Source organism: Streptomyces sp. NPDC039462 (genome assembly GCF_055639375.1).
In genome coordinates this window covers 528,914-554,591 of sequence record NZ_JBVKAO010000003.1, presented here as the reverse complement: position 1 = coordinate 554,591, position 25,678 = coordinate 528,914, and the positions used below count along the sequence as shown (strand labels likewise).

Sequence of the window (25,678 nt, the reverse complement as noted above, 5' to 3'; positions counted from 1 at the left end):
GTGATCCGGCCTACGTATAGGTGATGACCACCGACGCGAACGACCCGCTCCGGTCGCGAAGCTGGGGCCATGAAACGCACCGCACCGCTACCGGCCGGCACCGGCCCGGCACCGCGGACCGTCACCAGCCGGACACCGCTGGCGGTCCTGGCCACCGCCCAGTTCCTGGTCGTCCTGAGCGCCTCGATCGTGAACGTCGCCCTCCCGGACATCCGGAGCGGGCTCGGTCTGTCGGAGACGGGCCAGGCCTGGACGGTCAACGCCTACGTCCTCTCCTTCGGCGCGCTGCTGCTGGCCGGCGGGCGAGCGGGGGACGTCCACGGGCTCCGCCGGGTGTTCCTCACCGGCACCGCCCTGTTCGCCCTCTCCTCCCTCGGAGCCGCCCTGGCGCCCTCGGCAGCTGTGCTGATCGCCTCCCGGGCGGTGCAGGGGATCGGCGCCGCGCTGTTGGCTCCCACCTCCCTGGCCCTTGTCCTGACCCTCTATCCGGGCGGCAGGGCACGTAGCACCGCGCTCGGCGTGTGGGGGGCCGTCTCCGGGGCGGGCGGAGCGGTCGGCGTCCTGCTCGGCGGAGTGCTCACCGGGCTGTACGGGTGGCGTGCGGTGTTCGCGGTCATGGTGCCACTCGCCCTGGCCGTGCTGGTGGCGACACGGATGCTCGTCCGAGCCGACCGGCCGCGCGGCGGAAGCCTGGACGCACCCGGCGCGATCACGGTGACGGCGGGTCTGGTCGCCCTCACCTACGGCCTGTCGGGCCCCTGGCCGATCGCCCTGGCCGGACTGGCACTGCTCGGGGTGTTCGCTGCCCTTCAGCGCCGGGCTCCCGCACCCCTGGTGCCGGCCCGCATGAAGGCGGTGGCGCTGCCCGGTGTCCTGATGGCCCTGCTCGGTGCGGTCTGGCTCGGCCTCTTCTACTTCCTCCCCCTCTACCAGCAGCGCGTCCTCGGGTACTCGCCCCTGGAGGCGGGGCTGACCCAACTCCCCCTCGCCCTCATGACCAGCCTGTCCTCGTGGGCCACCGGCAGGCTCTCCGGCCGGCGGGTGCTGCCCCTGGGCCTGCTGGTCCTCGCGGCCGGACTGGCCTGGCTGTCGCGGACACCGGCCGACGGCGGGTTCCCCGCGGACCTGCTCGGCCCGACCCTCCTGATCGGCACCGGGCTCGGAGTGGCCTTCGTACGGCTCACCGCACTGTCCTCGGCGGGCGTCGCCGCTTCGGACAACGGCCTGGCCGGCGGCCTGGTCAACGCCACCCGGCAGATCGGCGGTGCCGTCGGTCTGTCCTTCCTGACCCTGCTCCCCTCCTACGGCGCGGCCTTCCTCGCCTGCGCCGCCCTGACCCTCGTGATCTCCCTCCTCTCCGCCCTCACGGCGCAGCCCATGCGAAAGGCCTGACCATGACCACGTCCCTCCCCACGACTACGACTACGACTACGACCACGACCACGACCACGACCACGGACCTCGACAAGCCGTACATCACCGGCCACTTCACCCCCGTAACCGACGAGATCACCGGACATGACCTGAAGGTGCGCGGCGCCCTTCCGCCCGAACTGAACGGCCGGTACTTCCGCAACGGCCACAACCCCAAGCCGGGCATCACCCCCAGCCACTGGTTCAGGGGCGAAGGAATGATCCACGGCATTCGCCTCAGGGACGGCCGCGCCGAGTGGTACCGCAACCGCTGGGTGCGCACCCCCTTCCTGGACGGAGTGCCGTTCACCGGAACCGAACTCGCCGTCAGCGCCGCGGCCACCAACATCATCTTCCACGGCGGCCGCTACCTGGCCCTCCAAGAGGCCAACCTGCCCTACGAGGTCAGCGCGGAGCTGGACACGATCGGCGTCCACGACTTCGGAGGGAAGCTCACCGGTGCGATGACCGCGCACCCCAAGGAGGACCCGGTCACCGGCGAGTTGCACCTCTTCGGCTACGGCCCCTTCCCGCCCCACCTGACCTACTACGTGGCCGACGCCTCCGGCGCCGTCATCCGCTCGCAGGTCGTCGAAGGCGCCGGCCCCTCCCTCATGCACGACTTCGCCCTCACCCGCGAATACGTCGTCTTCATCGACTCACCCGTCGTCTTCGACCATGCGGAACACTCCGGCATCCCCTACCGCTGGCACGACGACGTCCCGCTGCGCCTCGGCGTGGTGCCGCGCGCCGGGGGGCCGGCCCGCTGGTTCGAGGTGCCCGACCAGGCGGCCCTGCTCCACGTGGCCAACGCCTACACCGACGCACGCGGTCGGATCGTCCTCGAAGCGCCCGGCTTCGACCGGTCGGCCTGGGAGAGTTCCTGGAAGTGGTGGGTCGGCGCCCCCGGGTTCGGCAGCAGCCCGGCCACCGGGTCCACGTTCCGGCGGTGGGTCATCGACCCGGCCACCGGCACGGTCACCTCCGAGCCCCTCAACGGCCTGGTCACCGAGTTCCCGTCGATCAACGACGCCCGTACCGGCAGCGCCTACCGCTACAGCTACGCGATCGCCTTCCCCGGGGCGGGGCTCTCCGGCTACCACACCGTCAAGTTCGACACCCGAACCGGCCGGGAGCGGCTGCTGGCGCACGGCGAGGGCCGGATGCCGGGCGAGGCCGTCTTCGCCCCCGCCGCGGGCGGCACCGCGGAGGACGACGGCTACCTGCTCACCATTGTCAGCGACCTCGCCGCAGACACCTCCGAGCTGCTCGTCCTGGACGCGGGCGACCTCAGCACGGTGGCCGCTGTCGAACTCCCGCGCCGGGTGCCCGCGGGCATCCACGGCCACTGGATCCCCGACACCGAGCAGCCCGTCTGAGCCCGTTGTCCGGTCCCACATCCGACCCTATGGCGAGGTGAACCTCGATGTGGGCGCCCGCCTCAACCTCGCCGCGGCCTCCGTGCCGGGCCCTCGGGTCCCGGCCGGTCAGGCGGCGCGATCCACCACGATTTGCAGGTTGTTTGAGTAGAAGCTGACGAGCCATTCGACGGCGGCGTCGACGTACTCGGGCTCGTCGTACATCTCGTAGTGGCCGACGCCGTCGATGACCAACAGGTCGACCGGGTTGGGTGCCAGCTTCCAGAGCTGCATGCCGGACTCGTAGGAGCCTGTCTTGATGGGCGGGGTCGAACGCGAGCGCCGCGATACCGCGGACAACGAGGCGGGATGCGTAGTTCGTGCCGATCTACTCCTTCACGCTACTGCCAGGTGTGGAGAGCACCACGGCGCGCACCGGCGCCGCGTCGTCGATGCTGTCGGGTAGCACGAGCATCCTGCACAGCTTCGCGCTCGACGGTGTCAGCACTGACCTGCTGAGGACCATCCGCACGTCTGGCGTAAACAGGGTGGCCATGACCGCGAGTGGTGCTGGAGGAGCTCACGGTCCAGCACCCAGCCCCGTACCGCGAGCTCCACGAGAAGGCTCGTGCCGCCCTGCGAAGCCCTCAAAAACGCCGCGCCGTGGCCCCAGGAGAGCTTTATGACTGGCCTCAACTACCGCGGAACTCAGGCGTCGCGTCCGGCGGCTGGCGGCTGGTGGCTGGTGGCTGGTGGCTGGTGGAGCTATCGGGGCGGTCAACGTGGGTCGTCCGGATTGTTCAGGAGCTCGTGGAGACGGTTCATCACGTCTATCTGGGCCGGATTGTAGAGATCGTCAATGGCTGTGCCGATGGTGCGAGCAGTGTGCTGTCGGCCGCGCGGGGCGTCCGAGGCAAGGTCGCGCAGCCCGGGATGTTCGTCCCGGAGACCGCGGACGTAAGGCACGAGACGCTCAGCGAGGCTCTGCCGCGCCGGCTCGTCCGCATCGGCGGGAAGCTCGTCGAGTTCGCGCGCCACCGGCTGTGGCTTCTGATGGAGCAAGTCCGCGTAGGCGTCCATCCCACGCGGGCCAAGGACCGTACCGAGGACGGTGACGAAGGAGCGGTCCGGGTCAGGGAGTTCGGCTGTCTCGTCCACGGAGGCGAATCGGAGGGGGAGATCGCTAGCGGCCGTTCTGCGCATGAGGGCACCGACCTCGGCGCGGGCGTGTTGCAGTCGTTCGATGGTGGCGGCCAGCTCATCGTCGAGAACCTGCAGATCACGCGGGTCCGGGTCGGCATCCGGGCCGTCACACATCTCGGCGATCTGGGAGAGGGAGAAGCCCAGAGCGGCGAGGCGCTTGATCCGGAGGATTCGAACGAGATGGCTGACGCCGTACTGCTTGTATCCGTTGGAGCGGCGTTCCGGCTCATCAAGCAGGCCGATGTCGTGGTAATGCCGCACGGCCCGGAGAGTGATGCCGGCCAGCTCCGCCATCTCCCGGGTGCTCCACGCCATGATCGATATCTCCTTCACCGTCCGTTGCCGCTGGGGCGATCGCGTCGTGGGCCCATGTGGTCGAAGTGTCGCGCGATTGCGGTAGCCGGGTCCAGTACGACTGCTCATGGTGTGACTTCTCGCCCACAGGTGCAGGAAGTTTGCCGGCCGGCTCCATCAGCAACCCCAACTACCCCCGTGGAACTCCTCGTTCGACATCCCTACCCGCAGTCGTCGCAGAACGAGCTTCGGCTCTCTTGAACCCGCGCCCCTCGCCAGGTGTGAGGTGTCGCAGTTCAGAAAGCGCGGCCGGGGCCGCATCAAGGCCAGGCCGGGGGCCGCATCAAGGCCAGGCCGGGGGCCGGATGCGTTGGTGTCCTGGAGTTCGCCTGCGTCGAGATGCGCGTGGGCAACGCCCTCGGGGCGCAGCACACCCCTCCCGCTTTCTCGTCTTCGGCGGGCGCGCGTCTCGACCGTCTCGCTGCGCCCGGCGGCGGTGGCCGGGCGTGCGGGCAAGGACGGACGCTCTGACGGGGTTCGCGAATGCCTATCGGGACTACGCCCGGGAGCACCCCGGGCGGTACGAAGCAGCCCAGTACCGGCTCGACCCGCAAACCACCGCGGCCAGCGCAGACGACGAACAGGCCGCGCCGCTCCGATCAACGCCGTGTTCATCGACGCCCTGTTCATCGGCGCACTGCCCCTGCCGGGTCGGCTGCCCGGCCGGCACCTGGGCCAGGCCGCGGCGCACGCAGTCGGCCTGCTCGCGCTGGTCGCCGGGCATGATGTGGAACCCGCCGCCCGCGTCCGCCGGTCCTGTTCCGGGTGCATCAGGCGGAGACGGAAAGGACCTTCGTCGCCGCGGCGGAGTCGTGCAGGTCAGCCGGAGCCGGTCCCGAGGACGTGGTCGACAGCGGCTTTGAGGGTCTCGGTCTCGGCGAGGAGGACGGATTCGCGGGTAGGCAGGGCCCGTTCGACAGAGAGCCCGTTGAGAACGGTGAGAAGGAATCTGACGTTGCGGGTGTGGTCTCCCGGGGGCAGTGCGCCTTCCTCGGCGAGCACGGTCAGCCAGTGTTCGACACGGTGCTCCGCCTCTCGCTCATGGCCGAGGTATGCGGCGCGTACCTGCTCGGTCGGCTCGGGCTCGATGAAGGTCCGATAGATCGTGCCCCACGCGGTTCGTGCGTCTTCGCTTGTGCCGAGCGGCGCGAGAACCTGCCGCAGGCAGTTGAGCAGCCGTTCGCGGGGCGGCAGTGTCTGGTCCCGGATCGGGTCGCCGGGCAGGACGTGTTCGTAGATCCGCGCGAGCAAGCTGTCCTGCAGGGCGCGCTGAGTGGGGAAGTGGAACCTCAGCGAGCCAGTGCTCACTCCCGCACGCGCGGCGACCGCGCGCACGCTCAGCTTCGCCGTCATGTCCTCGGCGATCATCTCTGCAGCGGCCTGGAGGATCTTCTCGCGTGTTTCCATGCCCGCTCTCCTTCGACTTCTCCCTAACCCCGCCACTCTACTAGCACGCCGTACTAGTACAGTGTGCTAGCGTTTCTATAACACGCTGTACTAGTGATGTAGCGGGTGATGTGCGGAGGGGGACGGACCATGGCCTGGAAGCAGTGGGCGGCATCGAAGCGCCTCGAGCCGGGCGACGGCAGGGAACTGCAGCGGTTCCGCTGGTGGCAGCTCCCCCTGCGCTCCCTGTTCTGGCTACGGCTGCCCGGCGCCGGTGGGCACGCCCGCCTGCACGCCGTCGACGTACGGCACTGGGCCCGGTTGGACAACGGCAGGATCCGGGCGCATCTGTTCCTGGACGGCAGGCACGTGGCCGCTTCTAAATTGCCCGCGGTCTTCCCTGTCGACGGGGGTGTCATCGAGGTGGCGATGAGCAGCTACGGCATCAAGCGCTGCCACTACCGCCCCTTGGGCGGACAGCCGCGTCAGCTCACGCCCGACCCCGCCTCGGCGGAGGGACGGCGGGTGCGCTTCGGTGCCCGCCATCCGGGGCTGAGCCGGACGATCGGCATCGGATCGGTGTTGCTGCTTGCCATCGGTGTGGGCCTGAACCTGTTGCAGCTCGCTGAACCTGTCTCTCAGATCCCTCCCGTCACACAGCGGGTCGGAACATTCGAATCGCCGCTGCACCTGCCGATCTGGCTGAACCTCGCACTGGGGGTCGGGGCCGTTCTGGCGAGCATGGAGCGCGCGCTCCGCCTGCGCCATGCCTTTCTGCTCGACACGGCCGGTCACTGATCCCTCGAAACGAGGAAGGCACGACCACGTCAGCCCTTGTCGGCTGGCTTCATGCCCGACCGGCGAGGCCCGGTCGCACGGAATGACACGAGCACGGTGGAAGGAAGATCATCATGATCCAGTCGAGGTCAAGGCCCGCCGCCCGGTACGGGGTGGCGTTCACCGCGGCCGTCATGGTCCTGACCGGGTGTTCGCCCGGCGCCTCGGGGCCGCGCAGCACGTCCGCGGTGAGTACGTCGGCCGCCGCCCCGTCCCCGGGTCCGCTCACGTGGAGCTCGTGCGGAAAGAAGCTCGACTGCGCCACGATCAAGGTGCCGCAGGAATACACCGAGCCCGATGGCGCGCAAATCCCCCTCGCGGTCATACGGCACCGGGCCACTGATCCCGACCACCGCATCGGCAGCCTGATCTTCAACCCGGGCGGGCCCGGGGTTCCCGCGACCGAAACACTGCGTAATCTGCCCAAGTCGGCTGGTACTCCTGGCGCTTTCTCGCCCGCGGTGCTCGCCAGGTTCGATGTCATCGCGGTGGACCCGCGCGGCGTCGGCGGCTCGCGGGCCGTTCGCTGCCTGACCGACAAGCAGCGAGCCGACGCCGCCGGCACCGCCTTCGACCCGGCCGTCCCCGGAGGCAAACCCCTGCCGCGGCTGCTGACCGATGCCGCCGCGTTCACCGACGGCTGCGTCAAACACCAGAGCAAGGAGTTCCTGGCCAGCCTGTCCACCGACAACGTGGCCCGCGACATCGACCAGGTTCGCGCCGCACTCGGCGAGGAAAGGATCACGTACTACGGCCTGTCCTACGGCACCGTGGTCGGCCCGATGTACGCCACCCTGTTCCCTCACCGCGTCCGCCAGATGGTGCTCGACGCGCCCATCGACACCAACCAGTGGTTCGGCAACTCCCTCACCTTCCTCAACGACGTCGCCGTGGCAAGCGAACGGACGCTCAACGCCTGGTTCAAGACCTGCCGCACCGAAGGGACCACAGTGTGCCCGTTCGGAGCGGGAGACCCCCAGGCGGCGTTCGACGAACTGATCGACACGCTGGAAGCGAAGCCACTGAAGATCGCACCCGCCAAGGGCGCCACCCTGGGAGGTCAACTCGACGGCGCCATGGCCCTCGAGGCCACCCGGGCCCTGGCCGGCGACCAGAACACCTGGCCGTTGCTGACCTCGGCGCTGCTGGCCGCCCAGGACGGCAACGGCACGCCCCTGCACACCCTTTGGAGCAGCGTCACCGTATCCCCCTTTCCTGTTCCTACCGCGATGTTCGAAGCCCACACGGCGGTGCGCTGCGCCGACTGGCAGACCCCGGCCGGCATCGTCGCGCACAAGGCCGCGGCCACCAAGGCCGTCACCGAGGCCAAGCGGATCGGGACCCGGGGCGCCTACTCCGCCCTGAACTGCGCTCGGTGGCCCGCACCGAACAAGGACCGTGTCACCAAGCCGCTCACAGGCGCCGGCGCACCGTCGGTACTGGTGGTCGCAGGCCGGCTGGACCCCGTCACCCCCCACCACTGGGCCGAGAACATGACCCGAATCCTGGACTCTGCGGTCCTGCTCACGCGTGAAGGAGTCGGACACGGCTCCTACGGCACCAACTCATGCGTCAACAGCGCGGTTGACGCCGCCCTCATCCACGGCACCCACCCCGCCGACGGCACCGTATGCAAGACGGACATGCCCGCCACCACCCGCCCTCTCGTCGCTGCGAACCGTTGAGTCACAGCCACGACCGGGCGTCCGCTAGTTGCGACAGTGGCACGGCCGACATGTTGGACCGCATTACTCAGCAGCGCCGCCGGGGGGAAGGAACGTCACCTTCGTCCGGCTGGACACCAAAACCCCGACTGTTGCAACGGAATTGCGGGAACCGGCCCACGCGAAGCCGGGAAATGCGAATTCCGACTGCATGCGCCAGCACCGCGGCACCGTCGACATGACGGACACGGAATGGGCGGTTGTACGGCCATTGCCAGATGCCGGACATCCGTTACCTGTGGCTTGAACACGGGCTGGTCTCGGAACTCCACGAAGGGACCGTCAACGCGCAGCCGGTGCGGGCCTCCGCGTCCGCGCCGGCTGACTCGACCGAACACCCTCGCCCCCCGCCCTCATCAATCAAGCAGAAATCAATGGATCACGCTTGGTTGAGATATGGATTCTAAAGTAGGACATAAGTGCATCTGCATGGTGAAACGTCCATTTTGGGGGGCGAAACAGAAGTGTGCCGTAACGTCACCAGTTTCACGCCTGGGACCCGAGGTAGTAGTCACGCAGGAAAGAAAAGCAGCAGCAGAGAATTCACTCACTGACCTACGTGACCGCGGCGGACGTCCAGCCTTCCGCATCTTCCATTCACGTAAAGGCACTTGGGGGAACTCCGGGACAGGGGGTGAGGGGAAAATCAACCTGCTGCCGCGTACCACCTCTTTCCATGGCGAACAATCTCCCCATCTTTCAGCGACTGACCTATAGGGAAACCACCGTGTCCACGACTCTCGCTCAGAAGCTGTACTTGCTCTGCTACACCGTCAAGAAAGAGAAGTTCCAGCTCGACAACATCCAGGGTCGCGGCCAGTTGCTGCGGGCCGGGGCGATGATCGAGCTGGCCCGCGACGGTCTGCTGGACGCCTCCGGCGGGAAGGTGTGGCGGCTCCCCGGCAGCCCGCCTGAGAACCCGTTCACCGCCGCAGTCTGGTGCGACCTGCCTGAGGACAAGCCCAAGGGCTGGCTCAAGTTCCTGCACGACAAGGCCGACAAAGCCGAGACCCCGGTTCGCGACCAGTTGCTCGCCTCCGGGGATGTCACCGTCACGCGTGAGAAGAGGCTGGGGGTCATACCCACCGACCGGGTCACCGTGGTGCACCCGGATCTGGTGCACGCCCTCCAGGAGCAAGTGCGCGCGACTGTCTACGACGGGCCTCCCGCCGAGGACCTGACGGACGAGCTGGCCATGGCTGTCCTGGCCGTGGAGCTGGAGCTGACCTCGGTGTGGAGCAAGGAAGACCGCCGCATCCACAAGTCCGACCTCAAGGCGCATGCGGCGCGGTTCGACGCCTTTGTCCCCGGACTGCGCAAGGCGCTGCGCGATTCCTATCTCGCGAGCCGGGCCGTGGGAGGCGGCTGGAGCGCCTGAACCGCAGTGCCGCCGCGACGAGACACGCCCCAGGAACGCCAAATGCCCAGCCCCTGACGAGAACGTGACGAGGAGTCATCGATGTGCCATCCCGAAGGCCGGCACGGCCGGACCCCGACCAGCGGCAGGAGTTCCAGGAGTACGCCGCCTCCCGCCTCACGGCCGCCCTTGCTCGAGTCCCTGGGCGGCACGCCGGGATTCGTCTACTCGACCGTCCCGGTCGTGGTGTTCGTAATCGCTCTCGCCGTACTGTCCACGCAGGCGGCCGTGGTCGCAGCCGTCGTCACCGGTGCGGTGCTCACTGCGACTCGGCTGGTGCGCGGCGAACGTCTCCTCGCGGCCTCCGGCAGCCTGACCGGCGTTCTGGTCGCGGCAGGCATCGTCGCGCTCACCGGTTCCGCCAAGGACTTCTTCCTGCTGGGCATCTGGGTGGCGTTCGCCGGTTTCCTCGCCACCTTCGGCTCGGTCCTCTGCCGCCGCCCCCTGACCGGCGTGGCGTGGAACCTTCTGCACGGGGGCGCGTACGCCTGGCGCGAGGACCGTCAGGTTCTGCGGGCACACGACATCGCCACCCTCGCTGCGGCACTCGTCCTCGGAGCCCGGTTCATGGTCAAGCAGTGGCTCTACGTTCACGACGCCACCGGCTGGCTCGCCTTCGCGAAGATCGCCATGGGCACTCCCCTGACTGTGGTGGCCGCGCTGGTCGTCGCCTGGGCCTTCCGCAAAACGTCGAAGCGCCTGGAGGACAACCGGCCAGCCGGGACGAGCACCCAGCACGAGGCCGAACTCCCGCCTCACCAGCGCGCGTTCAGGTAGCACCCCTGTCACTCACAGCATCAGAGAAAGGACCCCTGGATGTCGATCCGTCATGCGCACGCGGAGACGGTGAGGGAGCTCGGAGCCTTCGAACGGGCCATCGACCTCTACATGCACCGAAACCCCGTCCAGTTCTCGCTCGTCGCCGAGATCGACCGGAAGGTCTCCGAGCAGACTCTGGTGCGGGCGCTGCGGGGTGTGCAGGCACGCCACCCACTGCTTCGCGTCTCGGTGGACCGCCGAGCTCCCCAGGCCCGATACCGGTGGACAGAACGTCCGGTCGGGATCGAGACGGCAGCTGAGGGAACTCCCTGGCAGGCGGTGGTCGCTGCTGAGCAGACGCGTCCCATCGCGCCGGAGCCCGGCCCGCTGATGCGGACCGTACTGGTTCCCGCGGAGGCCGGCAGCGTCATCGTGCTGACCTTCGCCCACCAGATCACCGACGGGACCGGCGGCATGCGGGTGGTGGCGGACCTTGTCGCCGCTCTCGACGGCCGCGAGGAGGGCGACGAGTCGGCCGCGGAGGGGGACGAGTCGGCCGCGGAGGGGGACGTGCCGCCCTCCCAGGAGGCTCTCCTGCGAGCTCTCGACGCCGCGACGCTCCCCATAGGCCCGCCCCGGGACGAGCCGACGGACGCTCCCGGCGAGCTGACACAGTTCTCGGGACGGGCACCGCACGTGTCCGCCTTGGCTTTGCAACGCGCTCTGACCGCACGGCTCGCGAGCCGTTGCCGCGCCGAGGGCGTGTCCGTGCACGCAGCGCTGTGCGCTGCCGCCTGCACTGTCTTCCACCGAGCGGGCCGTGCCCGGGTGAGGGTGCTGAGCCCGATCGACCTGCGTCGTGCCGCGGGTCTGCCCGACGCTGTCGCCAACCGGTTCGCGGGAGCACGGACGGCGAGCGAAGTGTCCCAGGCCGGGGATTTCTGGAAACTGGCCCGGCACCATCACCAGGCTCTGGAACACCAGCGCGCACCGCAGGTACTCAAGACCGGGTCCGAGGCGCTGGATCAGCAACCGCCGACCACCCCCGAAGAAGCCGAAGCGATGATGACCGCGGCCACGGCCGCCGACATCCAGATCACCAATCTCGGATTGGTGAAGGCCCCGGCACACAGCCGCACCCGTCTCACCGCCCTGTGGGGACCGGCGCAGACCACCCAACTGCGCGGTGAGCACGTCCTGGGCGTCGCCACCCTCGGAGGACACCTGCGCATGACAGAGCTGACCCACGACCCCGTGGCCGTTCTGCTGCCCGACATGGCAGCCGTGCTGGCCCAGCAGTGCGACGAACCCGACTCCTCGTCCTCCTGATCCGTTCAGGACACCGAGCTCCATCCCATCCCCGATGATTCGCCGGCCGTACGGCGACGTGGAACGCCCCTCCCGCTGAACCGGGGCAGAGCACTACGAACTTTGCTGACCGCCCGGTCTCTGAATCCACGATGCGCCCTCGACGGCTGTACCGGACGAACTACACACAGGAGTGACCATGCAGTCCCCCACCGACACCGATGCCCGCGACGCCGTCAGCACTGCCTTTCTGGCTGAGCTGCGGTCCCACATAGCGGCGGGCCGGGTGCTCGCCAGCGGGCCCGACTACACAAGCGCATCCGCGTTGTTCAACGCAGCGGTCGATGCCCGCCCTTCTGTCGTCGTGCGGTGCGCGACCACCGCTGACGTGCAGGCCGCAGTACGCGCGTCGCGCAATCACGGAGTGCCACTCTCCGTACGTGGCGGAGGCCACGACTTCTGGGGCCGGGCGTTCCGCCCCGGTGGACTCGTTGTCGATCTCACCGACATGCGGGAAGTTCAGGTCGACACCACCCACCGCTTCGCAACGGTGGGCGGCGGGGCGCTCTCGTCCGACGTCGTCTCGGCCGCCGAGCGGGTGGGCCTGACTGCCGTCACCGGAACGGCGGGATCCGTCGGAATGGTCGGCCTCACGCTCGGCGGTGGATACGGCCCCTTGCTCGGACAGTTCGGGCTCGCAGCGGACAACCTGCTCGGCGCCGAGGTCGTGCTGGCCGATGGTTCACGCGTGTACACCGACGCCGAGAATCACCCGGACCTTTTCTGGGCGCTGCGCGGTGGCGGCGGCAACTTCGGTGTCGTGACCTCGGCTCGGATACGGTTGCACCCCGTGCCGACGGTGGTGTCGGGGACCATCCTGTACCCGATCGCCCAGAGCGCCGGCGTTCTCGCCGACCTCGGAGAAATACTTCAGGGCTGTCCGGACGAGCTGACAGTGGACGTCGGATTTCTTCCTGGCCCGGACGGCGAACCGACGGTGTATGCCGCGCCGACCTGGTCGGGGGACCTCGAGGTGGGGAACGCCGAGAGCGGGCCGGTGCGTGCCCTGGCCCGACTCGGTACACCTGTGCTCGCCGAAGTGGGGCCTGTCGCCCGATCCGCGACGTTGGCCGCGACGGACGCCATGTTCCCACCCGGGCGAATGGGCGCGATCCGCACGCGGACCGTCCAGAGCGTCTCCGCCTCCATCGCGACCGTCCTGGACCAAGCCGCCCAGGAGTTCACCTCACCGTTCTCCGCGATCGTGTGGCATCAGTTCCATGGCGCCGCCACGCGTCCTCCTATCGGTTCGACCGCATTCGGCCGACGCGAACCGCACCTGATGGTCGAGCTGATCTCCATGTGGGAGGGCAGTGGCGGCAAGGACGACGCAGGCAGTGGCGCCAGTGGCGACGGCAGGTCACCGCACCTGCGCTGGCTGGAAGAGCTTCACGCGGCGCTCGAGCCTTTCTCCCTCCCGGGCGGCTACGTGAACTTCCTGGGGCCGGAGACTCCCGACCAGGTTGCCAACTCCTACGGGCCGAACACCGAACGCTTGCTCGCCATAAAGTCGGCGGTCGACCCGGACTTCGTCTTCGCTGCCACACCGCTCCCCGTCGGGACCGCCGACGCCGGTTCCATGCCTCTGTGAGGCGAAAGCGACGTCGCCACTCCGACCACCGGAGGCACCCTTACCGGCCACACCGCCGCACCGCCTGCCTCACCCCGGTCTGGCTCCTCCAACTCCCGGCCTCCGAGCTAGGCAGGGCCGGGACGGGCACTCGCATCACTAGTACGCAGGTGCAGCAGCCGCCTTGCCGAGATCGTGGCCCGGCGTAACGCCACCGCCGGCCGGATCAGCCTCGCCCGGCTCCTCGCCTCCTCCCCCGCCCACCCTCGCGGCACAACGGGTCGGCTACGCAGCGGACCGCTCTCCTGACCGTGATGTCGCCTCGTCCAGGAGGGCGGCCCGCTGGCACGGGTGACGTACGGGGATCAGGACGGGTCACCGTACTGGAGGCCGTGTCCGTTGGTGCCGATGTAGACGCGGCCGTAGGTGTCGGGGTGGGGTCGCCGGTGACGACGCTCTGTTGGTGCCCCCCTTCACCGCCTCCTGAAGGTGAGCCCCCCTCCCCCTCCCCGCTGGACGCGCGACTGGACGGGGCGTCCCAGTCACCCTCGTCTACTTCAACCCCACAGCTTCCGGGTGAACTCCTGCGGCCACTCCACCCGCTCACGGTGCGGGCTGCGAGGCGAGCACGGGGAGTTCGGGCCGGCCTGGCACTTCGGGCGAGTGACCTCCTCCGTATGCCAAGCACGCGCCGCCGAGCCTGCGGTCTCCTGCTTTTTCCCTCTCCCCTGCGCGGCCGAGGAGGCCGGGCTTTTTGGCCTCGGCAGGCAGCGGGTCCTGGTGCTGCCGTCCGCCGCGGATGTCCTTCCGCTTCTCGCCGGGGCCAATGCGGTCGTCTGCGGTCCCAGGCATCAGCGACGGCGTCACCGACCCCGGGCTGGGAGAGGGCCGCGAGGTCGGCGGCTGGCACGCCATCGTCCGCCTGCGCACCGACGACTGTCTGCCCCCGCCCTGGGGTCAGCTCACCTCACCAAGGTCTTGATCTTCGCTCCCCGGACAGCGCCGCGGAGAACATTGCCCAAGCCCTCGCCGAACACCGGACCGACCTCACCACCTGGCTCACCAAAGTCACCCAGGCCCGCACGGAACAGGCCAAGCAACTGCGCCGTCGCACCCCCAACGTCTCCGTTCTGGACACCCTCAACGAAATCGACGCCCTGAACAACACAGCCGTACCAGAAGCCGAGCGCGGCGGATCCGGACTGACCGGCTACCTGAGCCTGACCTCGGGCGCCTTCCTCAACCACACCGTCCTGGACCAACACCAGCTACGCCGCAACCTCACCGGCGCCAGCATGAGCCAAGACTCAGCCGAAACCGCCGTCAAGGTACATAGCCAAGCCGCGATGTCCCACTGGGGCCCCACTGATCCCAGTTGGCGTCCCATACGAATCGAAGGCCCCGTTACAGCACTCCTCGAGAACGCGCGGCGGGGCCCGTGAGGCCCTGGGCGACGCAGCCTGACAACGTCGTCGACAATCACCCCATGGATGTCACCGAGCTGCTCGAATCGGCTTCCCTTGTGGTCCCGGAAGAGATCGCTACCGAAAACGACGTCACAGTGCGAGCCGTCTGGGACTACCTCGCCCACGACGAATGGGAGATCGCCCTGAGCCTGCTGGAGGCGTTCGGGGACGGGCATCCACTGCCCTTGTCGTTTTGGGAGCAGCTGGCTGAGGCCGCTGAGCAACTCCGTCTTGAGCGGAGCGCAGCTTGGTGCCGCTGGCGGTGTTCTGAGATTCGAAACGGGATGGTACGGGCGGATCTCACACTTCGTTCAGCCGCAGAAGCGCGACGCAGGACACCGATCGTCGGCCACGGGGTTTTGCGGCCCATGTGGGACATCGGGAACCTCTCACCCGCTGGGGGTGCTTCGGTGAGCATTGCCGGGCTCTGGGTCGAGGACATGCCCTTTCTGGAGCCCGGCGGCCGGGCCACCGTTCGCCTCGTGCCTCTCACGCCGTCTCACTGGAAACACGTCGAAACCGGCCAAGAGATCAGCATGCATGAGGACCGCACCGTGGCCGGCACCGCAGTCGTGCTGGAGGTTGATCTTCCTGCCACCACCATGCCCACGAGAGGTCGTGGCCGCGGTGCCGGGTGGAGGGTGGCTGGTGCACTGGAAGGATGAGGGGCCAGGGGGAACGCCGCTGACGGAACAGGTACTGGCCCGGCTCATCACCTCGCAGGGGCGAGCAACAGCCGTCACGGTCGATGCCCAGGGGCATGTTGAGGATGCCGATGGCGACGACACCTTCATCCCGCCGGGCGAGGGCCCGGTGTCCTGATCGGAGCTGGTCAGGCCACATCGCTTCCGCCGGCCGGGCGTGCCGTACACGACGTTGTCCTCGCCGCACCAGCCGCACTCGAACTCGAAGTTCTTCCTGCCTCCCTCGGTTCGTGTCTCCCCCTGCCGGCAGATCCGGATCCCCCGAGCGGCCCCCGGGACAGGATGCCTGCTGCACCACGGGGCGAAACGAGTCGTTCGCCGAGCGGAAGTTCTCCGGATGGGGCAGCGGCATCCACTGACCTGGCAGCGCCACGGCGGCCGGGTCCCCACGGGCCGGAATCCGGCCTCCACCGGCCCGGGTAGGTGATCGGCATGGTTCAAAGACGGGCTCCGAGAACCGCATCGCAGTGCCGGTCGAGGCTGGCACGCAGGCTCTGCTTCTCATCGCCGGCGGACGGCACATGCTTGATCACGCGCGGAACGTAGCAGCATCGTCTGACAATGGTCGATGCAGTAAGCGGCAGGTGCCCCGTGGGTCATCGGTCATCGGCCATCACCTAACGACACGAACGAGGTCCGGGGGCAAGCTGAGCACGATGATCAGCATGTTGTGCAGCCCTCATCCGGGCCGTTGGGGGGCATGGTCCGGATGATGGCTGAGCAGGTCCCCCGGCTGGCAGTCCAGTACCTGGCAGATACGGGTGAGGGTGGTGAAGCGGATGGCTTTGGCCCGGCCGTTCTTGAGGATGGAGAGATTGGCGATGGTCACGCCGACGCGGTCCGCCAGTTCGGTCAGGGTCAGCCCTCGCTCTGCGAGGAGGCGATCGAGGTGCACTTCGATCGCGTGGCCGTCCGGTGACTGTTCATCCGTCATCAAATGGTGGCCTCGACGTCTTCGCGCATCACGACACCCGCGCGCACGATCCGGGCGAAGGTGAACAGACCCAGGGCCGTGAAGATGGAGAGGAACGGGACGTCCCACACGTTGCCGAGGGCATCGGCCATGTCCTCCTCTACGAATGTCGCCAACAGTTCCACCTTGGCGATGGCCTGCGCGACTGCGGTGATCAGGCTGCCGGCCAGCAACCACCAACCCAGCACCCGCAGCCGGGAAGCGGTGCGCGCGGTGTAGACCCCGTCGCGGGCCGCTCCCCTGAGCAGCCTGTTGAGCAGCAGCAGCCCGCCGAACATCAAGATGAACGACGGCAGGTCATGAAGGACCTCAAGAGCCTGCTGACCGCGAGAGGGATCCGATGTGCAGTACTCAGGGGATGTGTTGACGGTGACCCCCTCTCGTGCACCGAACATCGCGTCGGTGTCGGATGAGCTGCCTGATATCCCGTCCGCAGTAAGGCATACGTCGCCTCCGATGGAGGCGACATGGACGCCGCCGACGAACAGGCTCATGATGAAGCCCGCCACGACCAGGCCGAGCACCACGCGAAGGACCAGGGACACGGCGCTGAAGAGGGGCTCGAGCAACTTGCGGTCATCGACCATGACTACCATCCCGTTGAGCTTGTTATCGAAAAACGATGTTATCGAATAACGATACGTTTGGCACTCGCCGAAGACAAAGCCGGAGACTTCGTGCTCGCTGCCTGACCGGCCAACCCCGTGTCGATAGCAGGGAATTTGGGTAGATTCTGGCTGGCTGAGGACGTAGTGGGCGCCGTTGCTGCGGGGAGGAGGAAGCCAGTGAACGGGGGCATACCACCGCTGCGGGACCGGAACCTCGCCATGGGTTTCATCGTCGTCATGTACTTGCTGATCGGAGGCACGTTGGCTGCCTTTGTCGGTGCGGGTGTCTGGCGCAGCGAGGTGGGGGCAGGTGTGACAGCTCTCATGGGTGGGGTTCTGGGAGGGGCATTCGCCGTGTGGCGTATCCGACGTACCACCGAGAACGAGCGCGTGGACGACGGCGGCCGTTAGCCCGTCGAGCCGCGTCTGGTTGCGCGGTAACCGACTCACGGGGATCGGGCCGAGGGTCTGCATCATGCCGGGTCCGGAAGGCGTGGCAGCCTGGGAGGAGAACAGCGGCGGGTCCTCCGGGATGGCGTCGCGCGCCAGGCCCTGGCTTGCCGTAGGCGGTGATGATGCCGCTGCCGGCGACGCCGGTGGAGGCGTTGGGCTGATCGCTCCGCCACCTCAGAACGGGCGCACGGCCGCTCTTCCCATCGACTCGCATCCCTGAACAACGACGAGCGTGCAGTACTCGAACACATCCTGTCGGCGGAGTCTCGGCGCCTCGCAACTGCGGGTCAACTGGACCGCACCGAGGCGACCGCCGCCTGGGGGCCCAATGCCGTGAGCGTAGACTTGCGGGGCCGGGAACCTTGCGAACCTGAAGTTCGCCTGGGTCACCGGAGAGATGCCCACGTCTCTCCCGGCCGTCGCGGACGGCCAGCTGAGCTGGCCGCCCTGATGGCTGTGCCCGCCCGCCCTCAGCACCTACGGCCCCGCGACGGGCGAGATCGCCACGTAAGACACCGTCCTAAGGGCTGTCCCGCAATGACTCGGGAGCTCGTGGCCCTGTCTTTCTGCAGGTTGGCAGCGAGGCTGTGGGAACAGTTGAATGCCCTCGTGACGGACTGGACGCAGGTGGTCGATGCTCACGGGGCGGTTGGGCGAGTGCCGCTGCTCCTGGATCAGGTGGAGCGAGAGGAAGCACCGGAGGCGTGGGACGAGCTGTGGGACCGTCTCTGCCTCCACGGGGAGACGGTCTCCGCTGCGAGCTTCGCAGCTCTCCCGCGCTTGGCAGCTCTAGCTGCCGCATGTGCCGAGGCACTCGAATTGGCCAGTGCCATCGTGCGTGGCACGTTGCGGCACCCCGACGGCGAAGCTCTGCTCGCGGGTTGTCCGAACGAGGTCACTCGGTTGCGGAAACTCGTGGACCAGAGGCTTCGGACGCGTCCGGCCGACTACAACCGGCTCTTCGGTGACCTGCTTGCCCTTGCAGGTCAGTTCCACTGGAGCGCCTCCTTGGGAGACTTCGCCGACGACTTCTATGCCGTGTCCTGCCCCGGCTGCGAAGCGGAGGTGGCCATCGCCGTCGGCGACTACGGCTGTTACGCGGCCATTCGAGACTGGGATCAGGGCGACATCGAGCAGCGGTCGCTGCGGCCCGCCCCGGCCGAGGAGCTTCGCGACCCGGGCCGATGGATGCACGCCACAGCCGACCGGGACGGGCAACAGCGGCTCGCCGAGGGGATCAGATACGTCTTTGGCCGGGCAGAGTGTCCGGCTTGCGCCAGTGTGTTCAACATTGCGGAAGCGCACACGGCCGCGAGCCTTCCTCCAGCCCTTGAAACGTACTGAACAGGGAGAGGCCCCCCGGCCACTTGCGATGATCTTGAAATGGCTGGCGTCATCACGGCTTCGGACCCCGCGTGGATATCCCCGTTCAGCGGGATGAGCCCGAGGCAATTCGGCAAGCTGATCACCGCGCTCCGGCGCGAGGGCGCCGACCCGGTTCGCAGGGGCCGGCCATGGAGCCTGCCGCTGGAGGACCGGGTGCTGCTGGTGGCCGCCTACTGGCGCACCAACCTCACCCTGCGCCAACTGGCACCGCTGTTCGGGGTGTCCAAGTCCGCGGCCGACCGCATCATCGACCACCTCGGACCAGCGCTCGCACCCCAGCAGCGCAAACGGTTCCGCACGGACACCGTCCTGATCGTGGACGGCACCCTGGTCCCCACCCGCGACCACAGCATCGCCGAGCAGTCCAAGAACTACCGGTACTCCACCAATCACCAGGTCGTCATCGACGCCGACACTCGGCTCGTCGTCGCCGTCGGCCGACCGCTGCCCGGCAACCGCAACGACTGCAAGGCATGGGAGCTGTCCGGCGCCAAGGCCGCCGTCGGTCGCGCCACGGTGATCGCCGACGGCGGCTACAGGGGCACCGGCCTGGTCATCCCGCACCGCCGCGCACCCGGCCAGGCTGGCCTTCCAGCCTGGAAAGAGGAGCACAACCGTTCACACCGCAGGGTCCGCGCACGCATCGAGCACGCCTTCGCTCGCATGAAGACCTGGAAGATCCTTCGCGACTGCCGCCTCAAAGGTGACGGCGTCCACCACGCCATGCTCGGCATCGCCCGCCTCCACAACCTAACTCTCGCTGGGTGACCGGGGAACGACGCTGGTCACCCAGCATGCCGCAGATCATTTACGGGACAACGGTTAGGCACTTGTGCCGACTTCGGCGACGGGGTTTTCAGGTATCGGCACAGTACGCCTTTCCGGCATCGACTCCGATGGCGTCCCCGCAGAGCACGATCCGCCAGTCCAGCTCAAGCGTGTACTGACCCGGGTACCCGTCAACTACGTAGTCGAGTCGCACCCCATCAAGCAGCCCACCGCGCTGATCAACCTTGACGACGAAGAGAAGCTCGGTGAATCCGTGTTCGTACCTCGGACTTCCGCAAGGCCGATCGATACGTACAGGTGCACGCATCGGCGCGAATACCCCGTCCAGTTCCTGGGCCGGATCGCCAGCTACGAAGTCAGGGGGCTCACCCACTGCTGACACGAGCACGCTCGAATCTTCGTACACTTCACGCACCATTAGATCCACGTCGACTGGCCGAACAGGCGTTTCGTAGCGTACTCGCTTGATGGTGACTGCACTGTCGCCCTTCACGCACAGCAGGTAGGAACCAAACGTTCCCACCCATGGGTGGCTGCTCGGTTCGCTCATGACCGCGAAACCACCTGCATTCTGTGCACTCAGAATCCCTACAGCAGACCGAGGTGTGTCCGCCGCAGTTGTGAAGAGAACAAGCGCTCCTCCGCAGGCAGTTGCTGCGATGCGGAGTACCGGACGGATGGTCCGACAACGACGTGACAGTGACGCGGATTGGCGGACCATCCGGAACATCGAACCGCTCCCTGATCGCTATTGGCGGATACCTCGACAGGTCGTGCACGACGGTTTACCGACGCCTCGCTCGCGCGACGCCTTAGACGTCGTTTCCTTTGGCCAGCCCTATCGGCGCCTCAGCAGGCGAGCCTGCTCTGCCTTCAGGTGAGTGAATCCCTCTCGGGCATACGCTCCGAGTTCCTCGCCCGGGAACGCCACCACTGAGAAGTGCTTGTCGTAGTTGCCCTGCGCCCAGCGAGCTGCCGTGATCTCGTAGCCCGATACATGTGCGCACAGTTGGAGCAAGAGCGGCGGCATTTCTGACTCTCGCAGGAGGTCTGTGTGCTTGAGGACGAGGTCGCGCATGGCTCGGATGTTCGGGATGAAAACGGTGGTGGCCCACAGGCGCCACTCGGCGACTTCCTCCTCGGTGGGCGGAGTCTCGTGCGCGAACGGCGATATGCCGTCGGGGCGAGCATGTCGCTCCATGAAGGTGCTGTAGGTGCGGCTATTGGATTCTGTGAGGGCGAAGAGAGGCCCGTACAAGTCGCTGAGCTGGCGGTTCAGGCGGGAGAGACGTTCTTGGCGTTGGGATAGTCGAAGGCTGTTGAGATAGGCGGCGACGTAGCCCAGGAGCGCCAGACCGACCGTGACGGCTGCTGCGATCATGGAGGGCGATACTAGTGAACGGCGGGCCCATGGGGCAGTCGGCGGAAGCAGATGATCATCGCTGTGATACCGACGAAGGCCAGGAAGTGTTCGGGCTTGCGTTCGTGGCGACGGTGCAGGCGTCGGCAGCCTGCCAGCCAGGACACGGTTCGCTCCACGACCCAGCGGTGTCGGCCCAGCCGCTGTGAGGACTCGACGCCTTTGCGGGCGATGCGGGGTGTAATGCCGCGTTCGCGGAGCCATCGGCGCAGGTGGTCGTAGTCGTAGCCCTTGTCGCCGTGGAGTTTGGCCGGCCGCCTTCTACGAGGCCCGCGGCGTGACCGGGTGGGCGGAATGCCGCGGACCAACTCAGGCGCCAGTAAGCCCTTTTCAAGTTGGCGACGCTGAAGACGTGTTGGGCGGGCTGACTAAACGAAGAAGCTCCTGGTAGACGGTGTCACAACCACGATCCACCGTGCTGCCAGGAGCTTCGAGTGCTTGCGTACCCGTCGGCGATCGACCTGTGTGTGGTGACACCTACGCCCGGCTCGACCCACGACCTGACGGCAGCCCGACGCCACGGAATCGTCGACGCGCTCGCGGCCGAGGGGCTCAAGTGCTGGGCAGACAAGGCGTACCAAGGTGCCGGACATCCCGTCCGCGTGCCGTTCCCAGGCTGCCGGCTCAAGCGGTGGAGGCGACGCCACAACACCAACCACGCAAAGATCCGCTGCATAGGCGAGCAAGCCATGGCCAGGCCAACCCGAACGCTCAGCGGCGGGACCGATGAGCTTGGCCTTCGGGGGTCAGGTGCCGCCCAGGCCCCACGCATCGAGTCCGTCGTAGATATGGGCCCTGAGGCAGTAGGGGGCGTCAAAGCCCGAGGCTTCGCCGCGGTAGACGGCGATCAGGGAGTCCTTGCCCCGCCACCAGGTGTCAGCAAGTCCCTGGACTTCAGGTACTGGCTCGAATCCGTCGAGGTCCAGCTCCTCAACGGCGCCGCCCTTGATCTTCGTGATCGTCTCGGCCCAGTAACCCGCATGGCCGGCCAGAGCCAGGGCTTCCACCCAGCCCGCTGTGCTGGCGTGCAGCGGTGTCCAGTGGTCGGCGTCGATCCCGAACTCGCCTCCCGGCCCGATCATGAACCCATAGGCCATCGAGACGCGACAGCCGCCTGCCGAGAACCGCCATCCGCTCCCGGCCGAGCTTTCGGGCACATCGGCTTCCAGAACCCGCGGGCCGCCCTCGTACTCGGGGGCCGGGGGCAGGGCCAGACCGCCCCAGAGCTCTTGAAAGGTGACAGCCCGGTCGATCTCGGCATCCGGAATCCCTTGCTCGAGCCATACCTCCCGATGGAGCGTGAGGTCGCGGTGTGGAACACGCAGCCCGTGCCCCTCGACGAAGTCGCGGGCTCGTCGGCTCAGGCCTTCAGGCGCCTGAGGGGTCAGTGGCGATCGAGTGTCCGCCGTCATCACTTCTGCCTTTCGCAGGGAGAGGTTGATTCGGCCGGGCGCGGCGGTGCGGACGGCTGGGGAGCGCGGGCCCGACCGACGGGGTCGCCGCCGGCGCCGCCGGTGAGCCAGGAACCGTCACCCAGGGGCACCGGCTCGTACAGGTTGCTCACCTCGACGGTGAACTCGCCGCTGAGGGTGCCCGTGCGTACGTCGACCAGGTGGTAACGGAACCACTCTTCCTCGTCCTGACTCTCACCGCCCAGGGTGACGATTGCCGTGTCCTCGGTCAGGTGGGCAGCGGTCCGACCACGGGTACGTCACGAACTCTGGCGAATGAGGAATCATCCGCTGAGGCTAACGCCCAGGCCAGGCTGCACAGGAGCAGGGCGGTGGGCGCCCGGGGATGACTGAGCGCGATATCTGGCCTGGCAGGTGCCTGCTGGCTCGCCGGGCGCGCGTACATGGTCACCACCGGGCGCGCAGTACGCCGTCGCTGTCCGGGAGGGCAGCACGGAGCAGCGGGTGGTGTTCGGCGAGGGACAGGGGCAGGGCGCATGCGGCTCGGGCGTCGGCCACGTGGGCGCTGAGTTCCTGGTGGTCGGTGTCGTCGACGATCGCGTGCCTGATCGTGCCGTCCTGTGCCTCCCAGACGAACTCGACGGATTCCTCCTGGGGCAATGCGGCGAGTACGGCGCCGACGTCCGGGGACAGATCGGGCCAGACGGTCAGCAAGGCGCGCGGGCCGAGACCGGCGCGCACTGTGTCGAGGTTTTCCGGCGTGATTCGGTGCCAGCGTGCGGCGTTGCGCACGCAGCTTTCCTCGAGGAGCAGCGCATGCCGTGACGCCAGCGCGGTGTGCACGCGTATCCAGAAGTGCTCGTCGGCCGGCTCCGTCACTTCCGCTTCGTCGGGCTCGGCCGCATAGGGGGAGGCCGTAAGCGGTTCCGGGAAGAGGCCGAGTTCGCGCGTACGGGCCACGGCGTCCGCACAGGGCCGGTCGGTGCCCACGTACACATACTGATCCCACCCGACATGTACGGTGAACGAATCCCCCACCTCCAGTCGGCACCAGGCGCCTTGGTCGCGGAGCATGGCCCGGACCAGTTCCAGGGCGACTGGAAGAGAGACCTCGGCCCCGTCGTGGTAGCCGGTGAGGTCGGGCGGGAAGAGCCCGCCGAGGCCGTGCCCCGCAACTGAGGGCTCCCCGCCGAAGTGGGCGAAGCCCGTGACCGCAGGGTCGCGGATCTCCAGCCGGTCGATGCCCGAGCCGTCCGCGAAGGCGGCCACCGCCGCCAGGTACGCCGCTTCGACAGGCCCGTGGTCGCTGATCGTGTCCTCGGTGCCGGTGTAGTGACCGTACTCGTCGCGGTCGGCGGGGTCGTATTTGGTGATCCGGTGGACGAAGGCCGGCGGCACGCTACTCCTCGGACGGGGCGGAAGGAGTGCCCAGGGTAGATCCTGGCCCCGATTCTCCGACCAGGGGGGATGCAGCCCTGTGACTGAGCACGCTATCTGGCCCGAATGGACAACCCTGATGCTCGGAATTGCCCCGCAGCTGACACGGAATCCGGGTCGCCGCCAGGTTCGGATGACAGCCTAGGTACCGATGCCGGCTCGCTGAGCATGGCGAGGGTGATGTGCCGATATCGGCCAGGGTAGCGGTAGACCTCGTACTCGCCCAGGCCACACTCGCTCTTCGCGGCCCGGAAGCACCCCTCGATCGCCCACCGGCTGCCGGCCGGAACACGGCCCTCGGTCACGCGGTGCGCATTCCTGCGGCGAGGGTGGTGCCGTCGGCAGGGTCGATCAGGAGGAAGGATCCGGTGCGCCGGGAGTCCGCGTAGGAGTCCAGGGCGATCGGTTCGGCGGTGCGGACTCTGACTCGGCCGATGTCGTTGGCGACGAGCCGGCCCGGGGCGGGGTGCTGGGAGAGGTCCTCCAGGGTGAGCCGCGACGGGATGTCCTTGACGATGGCCTTGACGGTGCGGGTGGTGTGCTTGAGCAGGACGCGCTGGCCGACCGTGAGCGGGGTGTCGGCGACGTGGCAGACCGTGGCCTCGATGTCCTGGCCGAGGGCGGGGATGCCATCGGAGGGCACCAGGAGGTCACCGCGGGAGACGTCGATGTCGTCTTCGAGAAGGATGGTGACCGACTGAGGTGACCGCGCGACGTCGACGGAGGTGCCGAGCAGGTCGATGCCCTTGACGGTGGAGGTCCGTCCGGAGGGCAGGACGGTCACGGACTCGCCGACGCGGAAGGTGCCGACGGCGATCTGGCCCGCGTAGCCGCGGTAATCGGGGTGTTCGGCGGTCTGCGGGCGGATGACGTACTGCACGGGGAAGCGGGCCCGGCAGCCGTCCGGGTCGTGACCGACCGCAACGGTCTCCAGGTGCTCGAGCACCGTCGGGCCGCAGTACCAGTCCATGTGCGCGGAAGGGTCGACCACGTTGTCGCCCGCGAGGGCAGAGACGGGGATGGAGGTGACCTCGGGTATCCCGAGCTCGGCGGCGTACGCGGTGAACTCCTCGGCGATCTTCGCGAAGACGGGCTCGGCGTATTCGACCAAGTCCATCTTGTTCACGGCGAGGACCACGTGCGGGACGCGCAGCAGGGCCGCGACGGCGGCGTGGCGGCGGGTCTGCTCGACCACTCCGTTGCGGGCGTCGACCAGAATCACGGTCAGGTCGGCCGTGGAGGCGCCGGTGACCATGTTGCGCGTGTACTGCACGTGCCCGGGGGTGTCGGCCAGGATGAACCGGCGCCGGGCCGTGGCGAAGTAGCGGTAGGCCACATCGATGGTGATGCCCTGTTCCCGCTCGGCCCGCAGGCCGTCGGTCAGGAGGGCCAGGTCGGGTTCGGCGGCGCCGCGGCTGCGCGAGGCCCGCTCGACGGCCTCCAACTGGTCGGTCAGGATCGACTTGGAGTCGTACAGCAGCCGCCCCACCAAGGTCGACTTGCCGTCGTCGACCGAACCGGCCGTGGCGAGGCGGAGGGTTCCGGCGGCGGTATCGGCGCCGGCGTCCGTGCTGGTGTCGGTCCCGATGCCGGTCCCAATGTCGGTTCCGGGCACGGCACTTGTGCTGGTGATCGTCATGG

At 68.0% G+C, this 25,678-nt stretch carries 23 protein-coding genes and 4 pseudogenes; 14 read left to right on the top strand and 13 right to left on the bottom strand.

The window, feature by feature from the left end; all coding sequences use genetic code 11:
* Positions 1-69: 69 nt before the first annotated feature.
* Together ACZ7LU_RS19670 and ACZ7LU_RS19665 are read left to right on the top strand one after the other, a co-directional pair.
* Positions 70-1,392: an MFS transporter gene (locus ACZ7LU_RS19670; RefSeq protein WP_471917416.1), complete on the top strand. Its 1,323-nt coding sequence runs from the start codon at positions 70-72 to the stop codon at positions 1,390-1,392.
* A gap of 2 nt (positions 1,393-1,394) precedes the next feature.
* The gene (locus tag ACZ7LU_RS19665; RefSeq protein ID WP_471917415.1) at positions 1,395-2,792 is read left to right on the top strand and encodes a carotenoid oxygenase family protein; all 1,398 of its coding nucleotides are present in this window, start codon (positions 1,395-1,397) and stop codon (positions 2,790-2,792) included.
* A gap of 108 nt (positions 2,793-2,900) precedes the next feature.
* Here the strand turns inward: ACZ7LU_RS19665 and ACZ7LU_RS19660 are convergent, their stop codons facing one another.
* Both ACZ7LU_RS19660 and ACZ7LU_RS19655 read right to left on the bottom strand, forming a co-directional pair.
* Positions 2,901-3,131: a hypothetical protein gene (locus tag ACZ7LU_RS19660; protein WP_471917414.1), complete on the bottom strand. Its 231-nt coding sequence runs from the start codon at positions 3,129-3,131 to the stop codon at positions 2,901-2,903.
* 417 nt (positions 3,132-3,548) lie between these two features.
* Entirely contained in the window at positions 3,549-4,289 is a 741-nt protein-coding gene (locus tag ACZ7LU_RS19655; RefSeq protein WP_471917413.1) for a MerR family transcriptional regulator, read from the bottom strand.
* A gap of 488 nt (positions 4,290-4,777) precedes the next feature.
* On the opposite strand from ACZ7LU_RS19655, the pseudogene ACZ7LU_RS19650 reads away from it, so the two are divergent.
* A pseudogene (locus ACZ7LU_RS19650) lies at positions 4,778-4,930 on the top strand (TetR-like C-terminal domain-containing protein); the annotation flags it as partial.
* A 217-nt stretch (positions 4,931-5,147) separates the two neighbouring features.
* On the opposite strand, the gene ACZ7LU_RS19645 reads toward ACZ7LU_RS19650, so the two are convergent.
* Entirely contained in the window at positions 5,148-5,735 is a 588-nt protein-coding gene (locus tag ACZ7LU_RS19645) for a TetR/AcrR family transcriptional regulator (protein WP_468318352.1), read from the bottom strand.
* Positions 5,736-5,864: 129 nt separating this feature from the next.
* Here ACZ7LU_RS19645 and ACZ7LU_RS19640 point away from each other — a divergent pair, with 129 nt between their 5' ends.
* The 6 genes from ACZ7LU_RS19640 (at position 5,865) to ACZ7LU_RS19615 (ending at position 13,410) form a co-directional block, all read left to right on the top strand.
* Positions 5,865-6,512 carry a hypothetical protein gene (locus tag ACZ7LU_RS19640; RefSeq protein WP_471917412.1) on the top strand — a complete coding sequence of 216 codons (648 nt, stop codon included), beginning with the start codon at positions 5,865-5,867 and terminating at the stop codon, positions 6,510-6,512.
* A gap of 113 nt (positions 6,513-6,625) precedes the next feature.
* A complete protein-coding gene (locus tag ACZ7LU_RS19635) occupies positions 6,626-8,236 on the top strand; it encodes an alpha/beta hydrolase (RefSeq protein ID WP_471917411.1) in 1,611 nt (536 codons plus the stop codon).
* Positions 8,237-9,002: 766 nt separating this feature from the next.
* Positions 9,003-9,653, top strand: coding sequence for a GOLPH3/VPS74 family protein (locus tag ACZ7LU_RS19630; protein WP_471917410.1), 651 nt, complete (start codon positions 9,003-9,005; stop codon positions 9,651-9,653).
* Positions 9,654-9,734: 81 nt separating this feature from the next.
* Complete coding sequence (locus tag ACZ7LU_RS19625) at positions 9,735-10,469, top strand: DUF3159 domain-containing protein (protein ID WP_471917409.1); 735 nt, start codon at positions 9,735-9,737, stop codon at positions 10,467-10,469.
* 39 nt (positions 10,470-10,508) lie between these two features.
* Positions 10,509-11,780 (top strand): phthiocerol/phthiodiolone dimycocerosyl transferase family protein, encoded by a 1,272-nt coding sequence (locus tag ACZ7LU_RS19620; RefSeq protein ID WP_471917408.1) that lies wholly within the window; start codon positions 10,509-10,511, stop codon positions 11,778-11,780.
* Positions 11,781-11,958: 178 nt separating this feature from the next.
* Positions 11,959-13,410 (top strand): FAD-binding oxidoreductase, encoded by a 1,452-nt coding sequence (locus ACZ7LU_RS19615; protein WP_471917407.1) that lies wholly within the window; start codon positions 11,959-11,961, stop codon positions 13,408-13,410.
* Between the two features lie 941 nt (positions 13,411-14,351).
* Here the strand turns inward: ACZ7LU_RS19615 and ACZ7LU_RS19610 are convergent.
* The gene (locus ACZ7LU_RS19610) at positions 14,352-14,654 is read right to left on the bottom strand and encodes a hypothetical protein (protein WP_471917406.1); all 303 of its coding nucleotides are present in this window, start codon (positions 14,652-14,654) and stop codon (positions 14,352-14,354) included.
* Positions 14,655-14,875: 221 nt separating this feature from the next.
* Between ACZ7LU_RS19610 and ACZ7LU_RS19605 the strand changes: the two genes are divergently transcribed.
* Together ACZ7LU_RS19605 and ACZ7LU_RS19600 are read left to right on the top strand one after the other, a co-directional pair.
* The gene (locus tag ACZ7LU_RS19605; protein WP_471917405.1) at positions 14,876-15,520 is read left to right on the top strand and encodes a hypothetical protein; all 645 of its coding nucleotides are present in this window, start codon (positions 14,876-14,878) and stop codon (positions 15,518-15,520) included.
* Positions 15,504-15,677: a hypothetical protein gene (locus ACZ7LU_RS19600; protein ID WP_471917404.1), complete on the top strand. Its 174-nt coding sequence runs from the start codon at positions 15,504-15,506 to the stop codon at positions 15,675-15,677. The genes ACZ7LU_RS19605 and ACZ7LU_RS19600 overlap by 17 nt, the downstream gene beginning before the upstream one ends.
* Positions 15,678-16,238: 561 nt before the next feature.
* Here the strand turns inward: ACZ7LU_RS19600 and ACZ7LU_RS19595 are convergent.
* Complete coding sequence (locus ACZ7LU_RS19595) at positions 16,239-16,493, bottom strand: helix-turn-helix domain-containing protein (RefSeq protein WP_471917403.1); 255 nt, start codon at positions 16,491-16,493, stop codon at positions 16,239-16,241.
* The gene (locus ACZ7LU_RS19590; RefSeq protein ID WP_471917402.1) at positions 16,493-17,617 is read right to left on the bottom strand and encodes a DUF2975 domain-containing protein; all 1,125 of its coding nucleotides are present in this window, start codon (positions 17,615-17,617) and stop codon (positions 16,493-16,495) included. The genes ACZ7LU_RS19595 and ACZ7LU_RS19590 overlap by 1 nt, the downstream gene beginning before the upstream one ends.
* A gap of 585 nt (positions 17,618-18,202) precedes the next feature.
* Between ACZ7LU_RS19590 and ACZ7LU_RS19585 the strand changes: the two genes are divergently transcribed.
* A complete protein-coding gene (locus tag ACZ7LU_RS19585) occupies positions 18,203-18,937 on the top strand; it encodes a hypothetical protein (RefSeq protein WP_471917401.1) in 735 nt (244 codons plus the stop codon).
* A gap of 39 nt (positions 18,938-18,976) precedes the next feature.
* Positions 18,977-19,747, top strand: coding sequence for a transposase (locus tag ACZ7LU_RS19580; protein WP_471917400.1), 771 nt, complete (start codon positions 18,977-18,979; stop codon positions 19,745-19,747).
* A gap of 88 nt (positions 19,748-19,835) precedes the next feature.
* On the opposite strand, the gene ACZ7LU_RS19575 is transcribed toward ACZ7LU_RS19580, so the two are convergent.
* From ACZ7LU_RS19575 to ACZ7LU_RS19565, 3 genes and pseudogenes are all read right to left on the bottom strand, one after another.
* A complete protein-coding gene (locus tag ACZ7LU_RS19575; protein WP_471917399.1) occupies positions 19,836-20,318 on the bottom strand; it encodes a hypothetical protein in 483 nt (160 codons plus the stop codon).
* Positions 20,319-20,606: 288 nt separating this feature from the next.
* On the bottom strand, positions 20,607-21,149 hold the full coding sequence (locus ACZ7LU_RS19570; RefSeq protein WP_398307037.1) for a hypothetical protein: 543 nt from the start codon (positions 21,147-21,149) through the stop codon (positions 20,607-20,609).
* An 11-nt stretch (positions 21,150-21,160) separates the two neighbouring features.
* A pseudogene (locus ACZ7LU_RS19565) lies at positions 21,161-21,463 on the bottom strand (transposase); the annotation flags it as partial.
* 159 nt (positions 21,464-21,622) lie between these two features.
* On the opposite strand from ACZ7LU_RS19565, the pseudogene ACZ7LU_RS19560 reads away from it, so the two are divergent.
* Positions 21,623-21,874, top strand: a pseudogene (locus tag ACZ7LU_RS19560) (transposase family protein); the annotation flags it as partial.
* A 60-nt stretch (positions 21,875-21,934) separates the two neighbouring features.
* On the opposite strand, the gene ACZ7LU_RS19555 reads toward ACZ7LU_RS19560, so the two are convergent.
* From ACZ7LU_RS19555 to ACZ7LU_RS19540, 4 genes and pseudogenes are all read right to left on the bottom strand, one after another.
* Positions 21,935-22,600: a hypothetical protein gene (locus ACZ7LU_RS19555; RefSeq protein WP_471917398.1), complete on the bottom strand. Its 666-nt coding sequence runs from the start codon at positions 22,598-22,600 to the stop codon at positions 21,935-21,937.
* Between the two features lie 447 nt (positions 22,601-23,047).
* Positions 23,048-23,998: an RNA-binding protein gene (locus tag ACZ7LU_RS19550; protein ID WP_471917397.1), complete on the bottom strand. Its 951-nt coding sequence runs from the start codon at positions 23,996-23,998 to the stop codon at positions 23,048-23,050.
* Positions 23,999-24,090: 92 nt separating this feature from the next.
* Positions 24,091-24,321, bottom strand: a pseudogene (locus ACZ7LU_RS19545) (IS701 family transposase); the annotation flags it as partial.
* Between the two features lie 17 nt (positions 24,322-24,338).
* Positions 24,339-25,676: a sulfate adenylyltransferase subunit 1 gene (locus tag ACZ7LU_RS19540; protein ID WP_471917396.1), complete on the bottom strand. Its 1,338-nt coding sequence runs from the start codon at positions 25,674-25,676 to the stop codon at positions 24,339-24,341.
* Positions 25,677-25,678: the final 2 nt, after the last annotated feature.

Coding starts and splice junctions, on each gene's coding strand:
- ACZ7LU_RS19670 (WP_471917416.1), top strand. CDS start 70: ATGAAACGCACCGCACCGCTACCGGCCGGCACCGGCCCGGCACCGCGG.
- ACZ7LU_RS19665 (WP_471917415.1), top strand. CDS start 1,395: ATGACCACGTCCCTCCCCACGACTACGACTACGACTACGACCACGACC.
- ACZ7LU_RS19655 (WP_471917413.1), bottom strand. CDS start 4,289: ATGGCGTGGAGCACCCGGGAGATGGCGGAGCTGGCCGGCATCACTCTC.
- ACZ7LU_RS19645 (WP_468318352.1), bottom strand. CDS start 5,735: ATGGAAACACGCGAGAAGATCCTCCAGGCCGCTGCAGAGATGATCGCC.
- ACZ7LU_RS19640 (WP_471917412.1), top strand. CDS start 5,865: ATGGCCTGGAAGCAGTGGGCGGCATCGAAGCGCCTCGAGCCGGGCGAC.
- ACZ7LU_RS19635 (WP_471917411.1), top strand. CDS start 6,626: ATGATCCAGTCGAGGTCAAGGCCCGCCGCCCGGTACGGGGTGGCGTTC.
- ACZ7LU_RS19625 (WP_471917409.1), top strand. CDS start 9,735: ATGTGCCATCCCGAAGGCCGGCACGGCCGGACCCCGACCAGCGGCAGG.
- ACZ7LU_RS19620 (WP_471917408.1), top strand. CDS start 10,509: ATGTCGATCCGTCATGCGCACGCGGAGACGGTGAGGGAGCTCGGAGCC.
- ACZ7LU_RS19615 (WP_471917407.1), top strand. CDS start 11,959: ATGCAGTCCCCCACCGACACCGATGCCCGCGACGCCGTCAGCACTGCC.
- ACZ7LU_RS19605 (WP_471917405.1), top strand. CDS start 14,876: ATGGATGTCACCGAGCTGCTCGAATCGGCTTCCCTTGTGGTCCCGGAA.
- ACZ7LU_RS19595 (WP_471917403.1), bottom strand. CDS start 16,493: ATGACGGATGAACAGTCACCGGACGGCCACGCGATCGAAGTGCACCTC.
- ACZ7LU_RS19590 (WP_471917402.1), bottom strand. CDS start 17,617: ATGATGCAGACCCTCGGCCCGATCCCCGTGAGTCGGTTACCGCGCAAC.
- ACZ7LU_RS19580 (WP_471917400.1), top strand. CDS start 18,977: ATGGCTGGCGTCATCACGGCTTCGGACCCCGCGTGGATATCCCCGTTC.
- ACZ7LU_RS19575 (WP_471917399.1), bottom strand. CDS start 20,318: ATGAGCGAACCGAGCAGCCACCCATGGGTGGGAACGTTTGGTTCCTAC.
- ACZ7LU_RS19570 (WP_398307037.1), bottom strand. CDS start 21,149: ATGATCGCAGCAGCCGTCACGGTCGGTCTGGCGCTCCTGGGCTACGTC.
- ACZ7LU_RS19555 (WP_471917398.1), bottom strand. CDS start 22,600: ATGACGGCGGACACTCGATCGCCACTGACCCCTCAGGCGCCTGAAGGC.
- ACZ7LU_RS19540 (WP_471917396.1), bottom strand. CDS start 25,676: ATGACGATCACCAGCACAAGTGCCGTGCCCGGAACCGACATTGGGACC.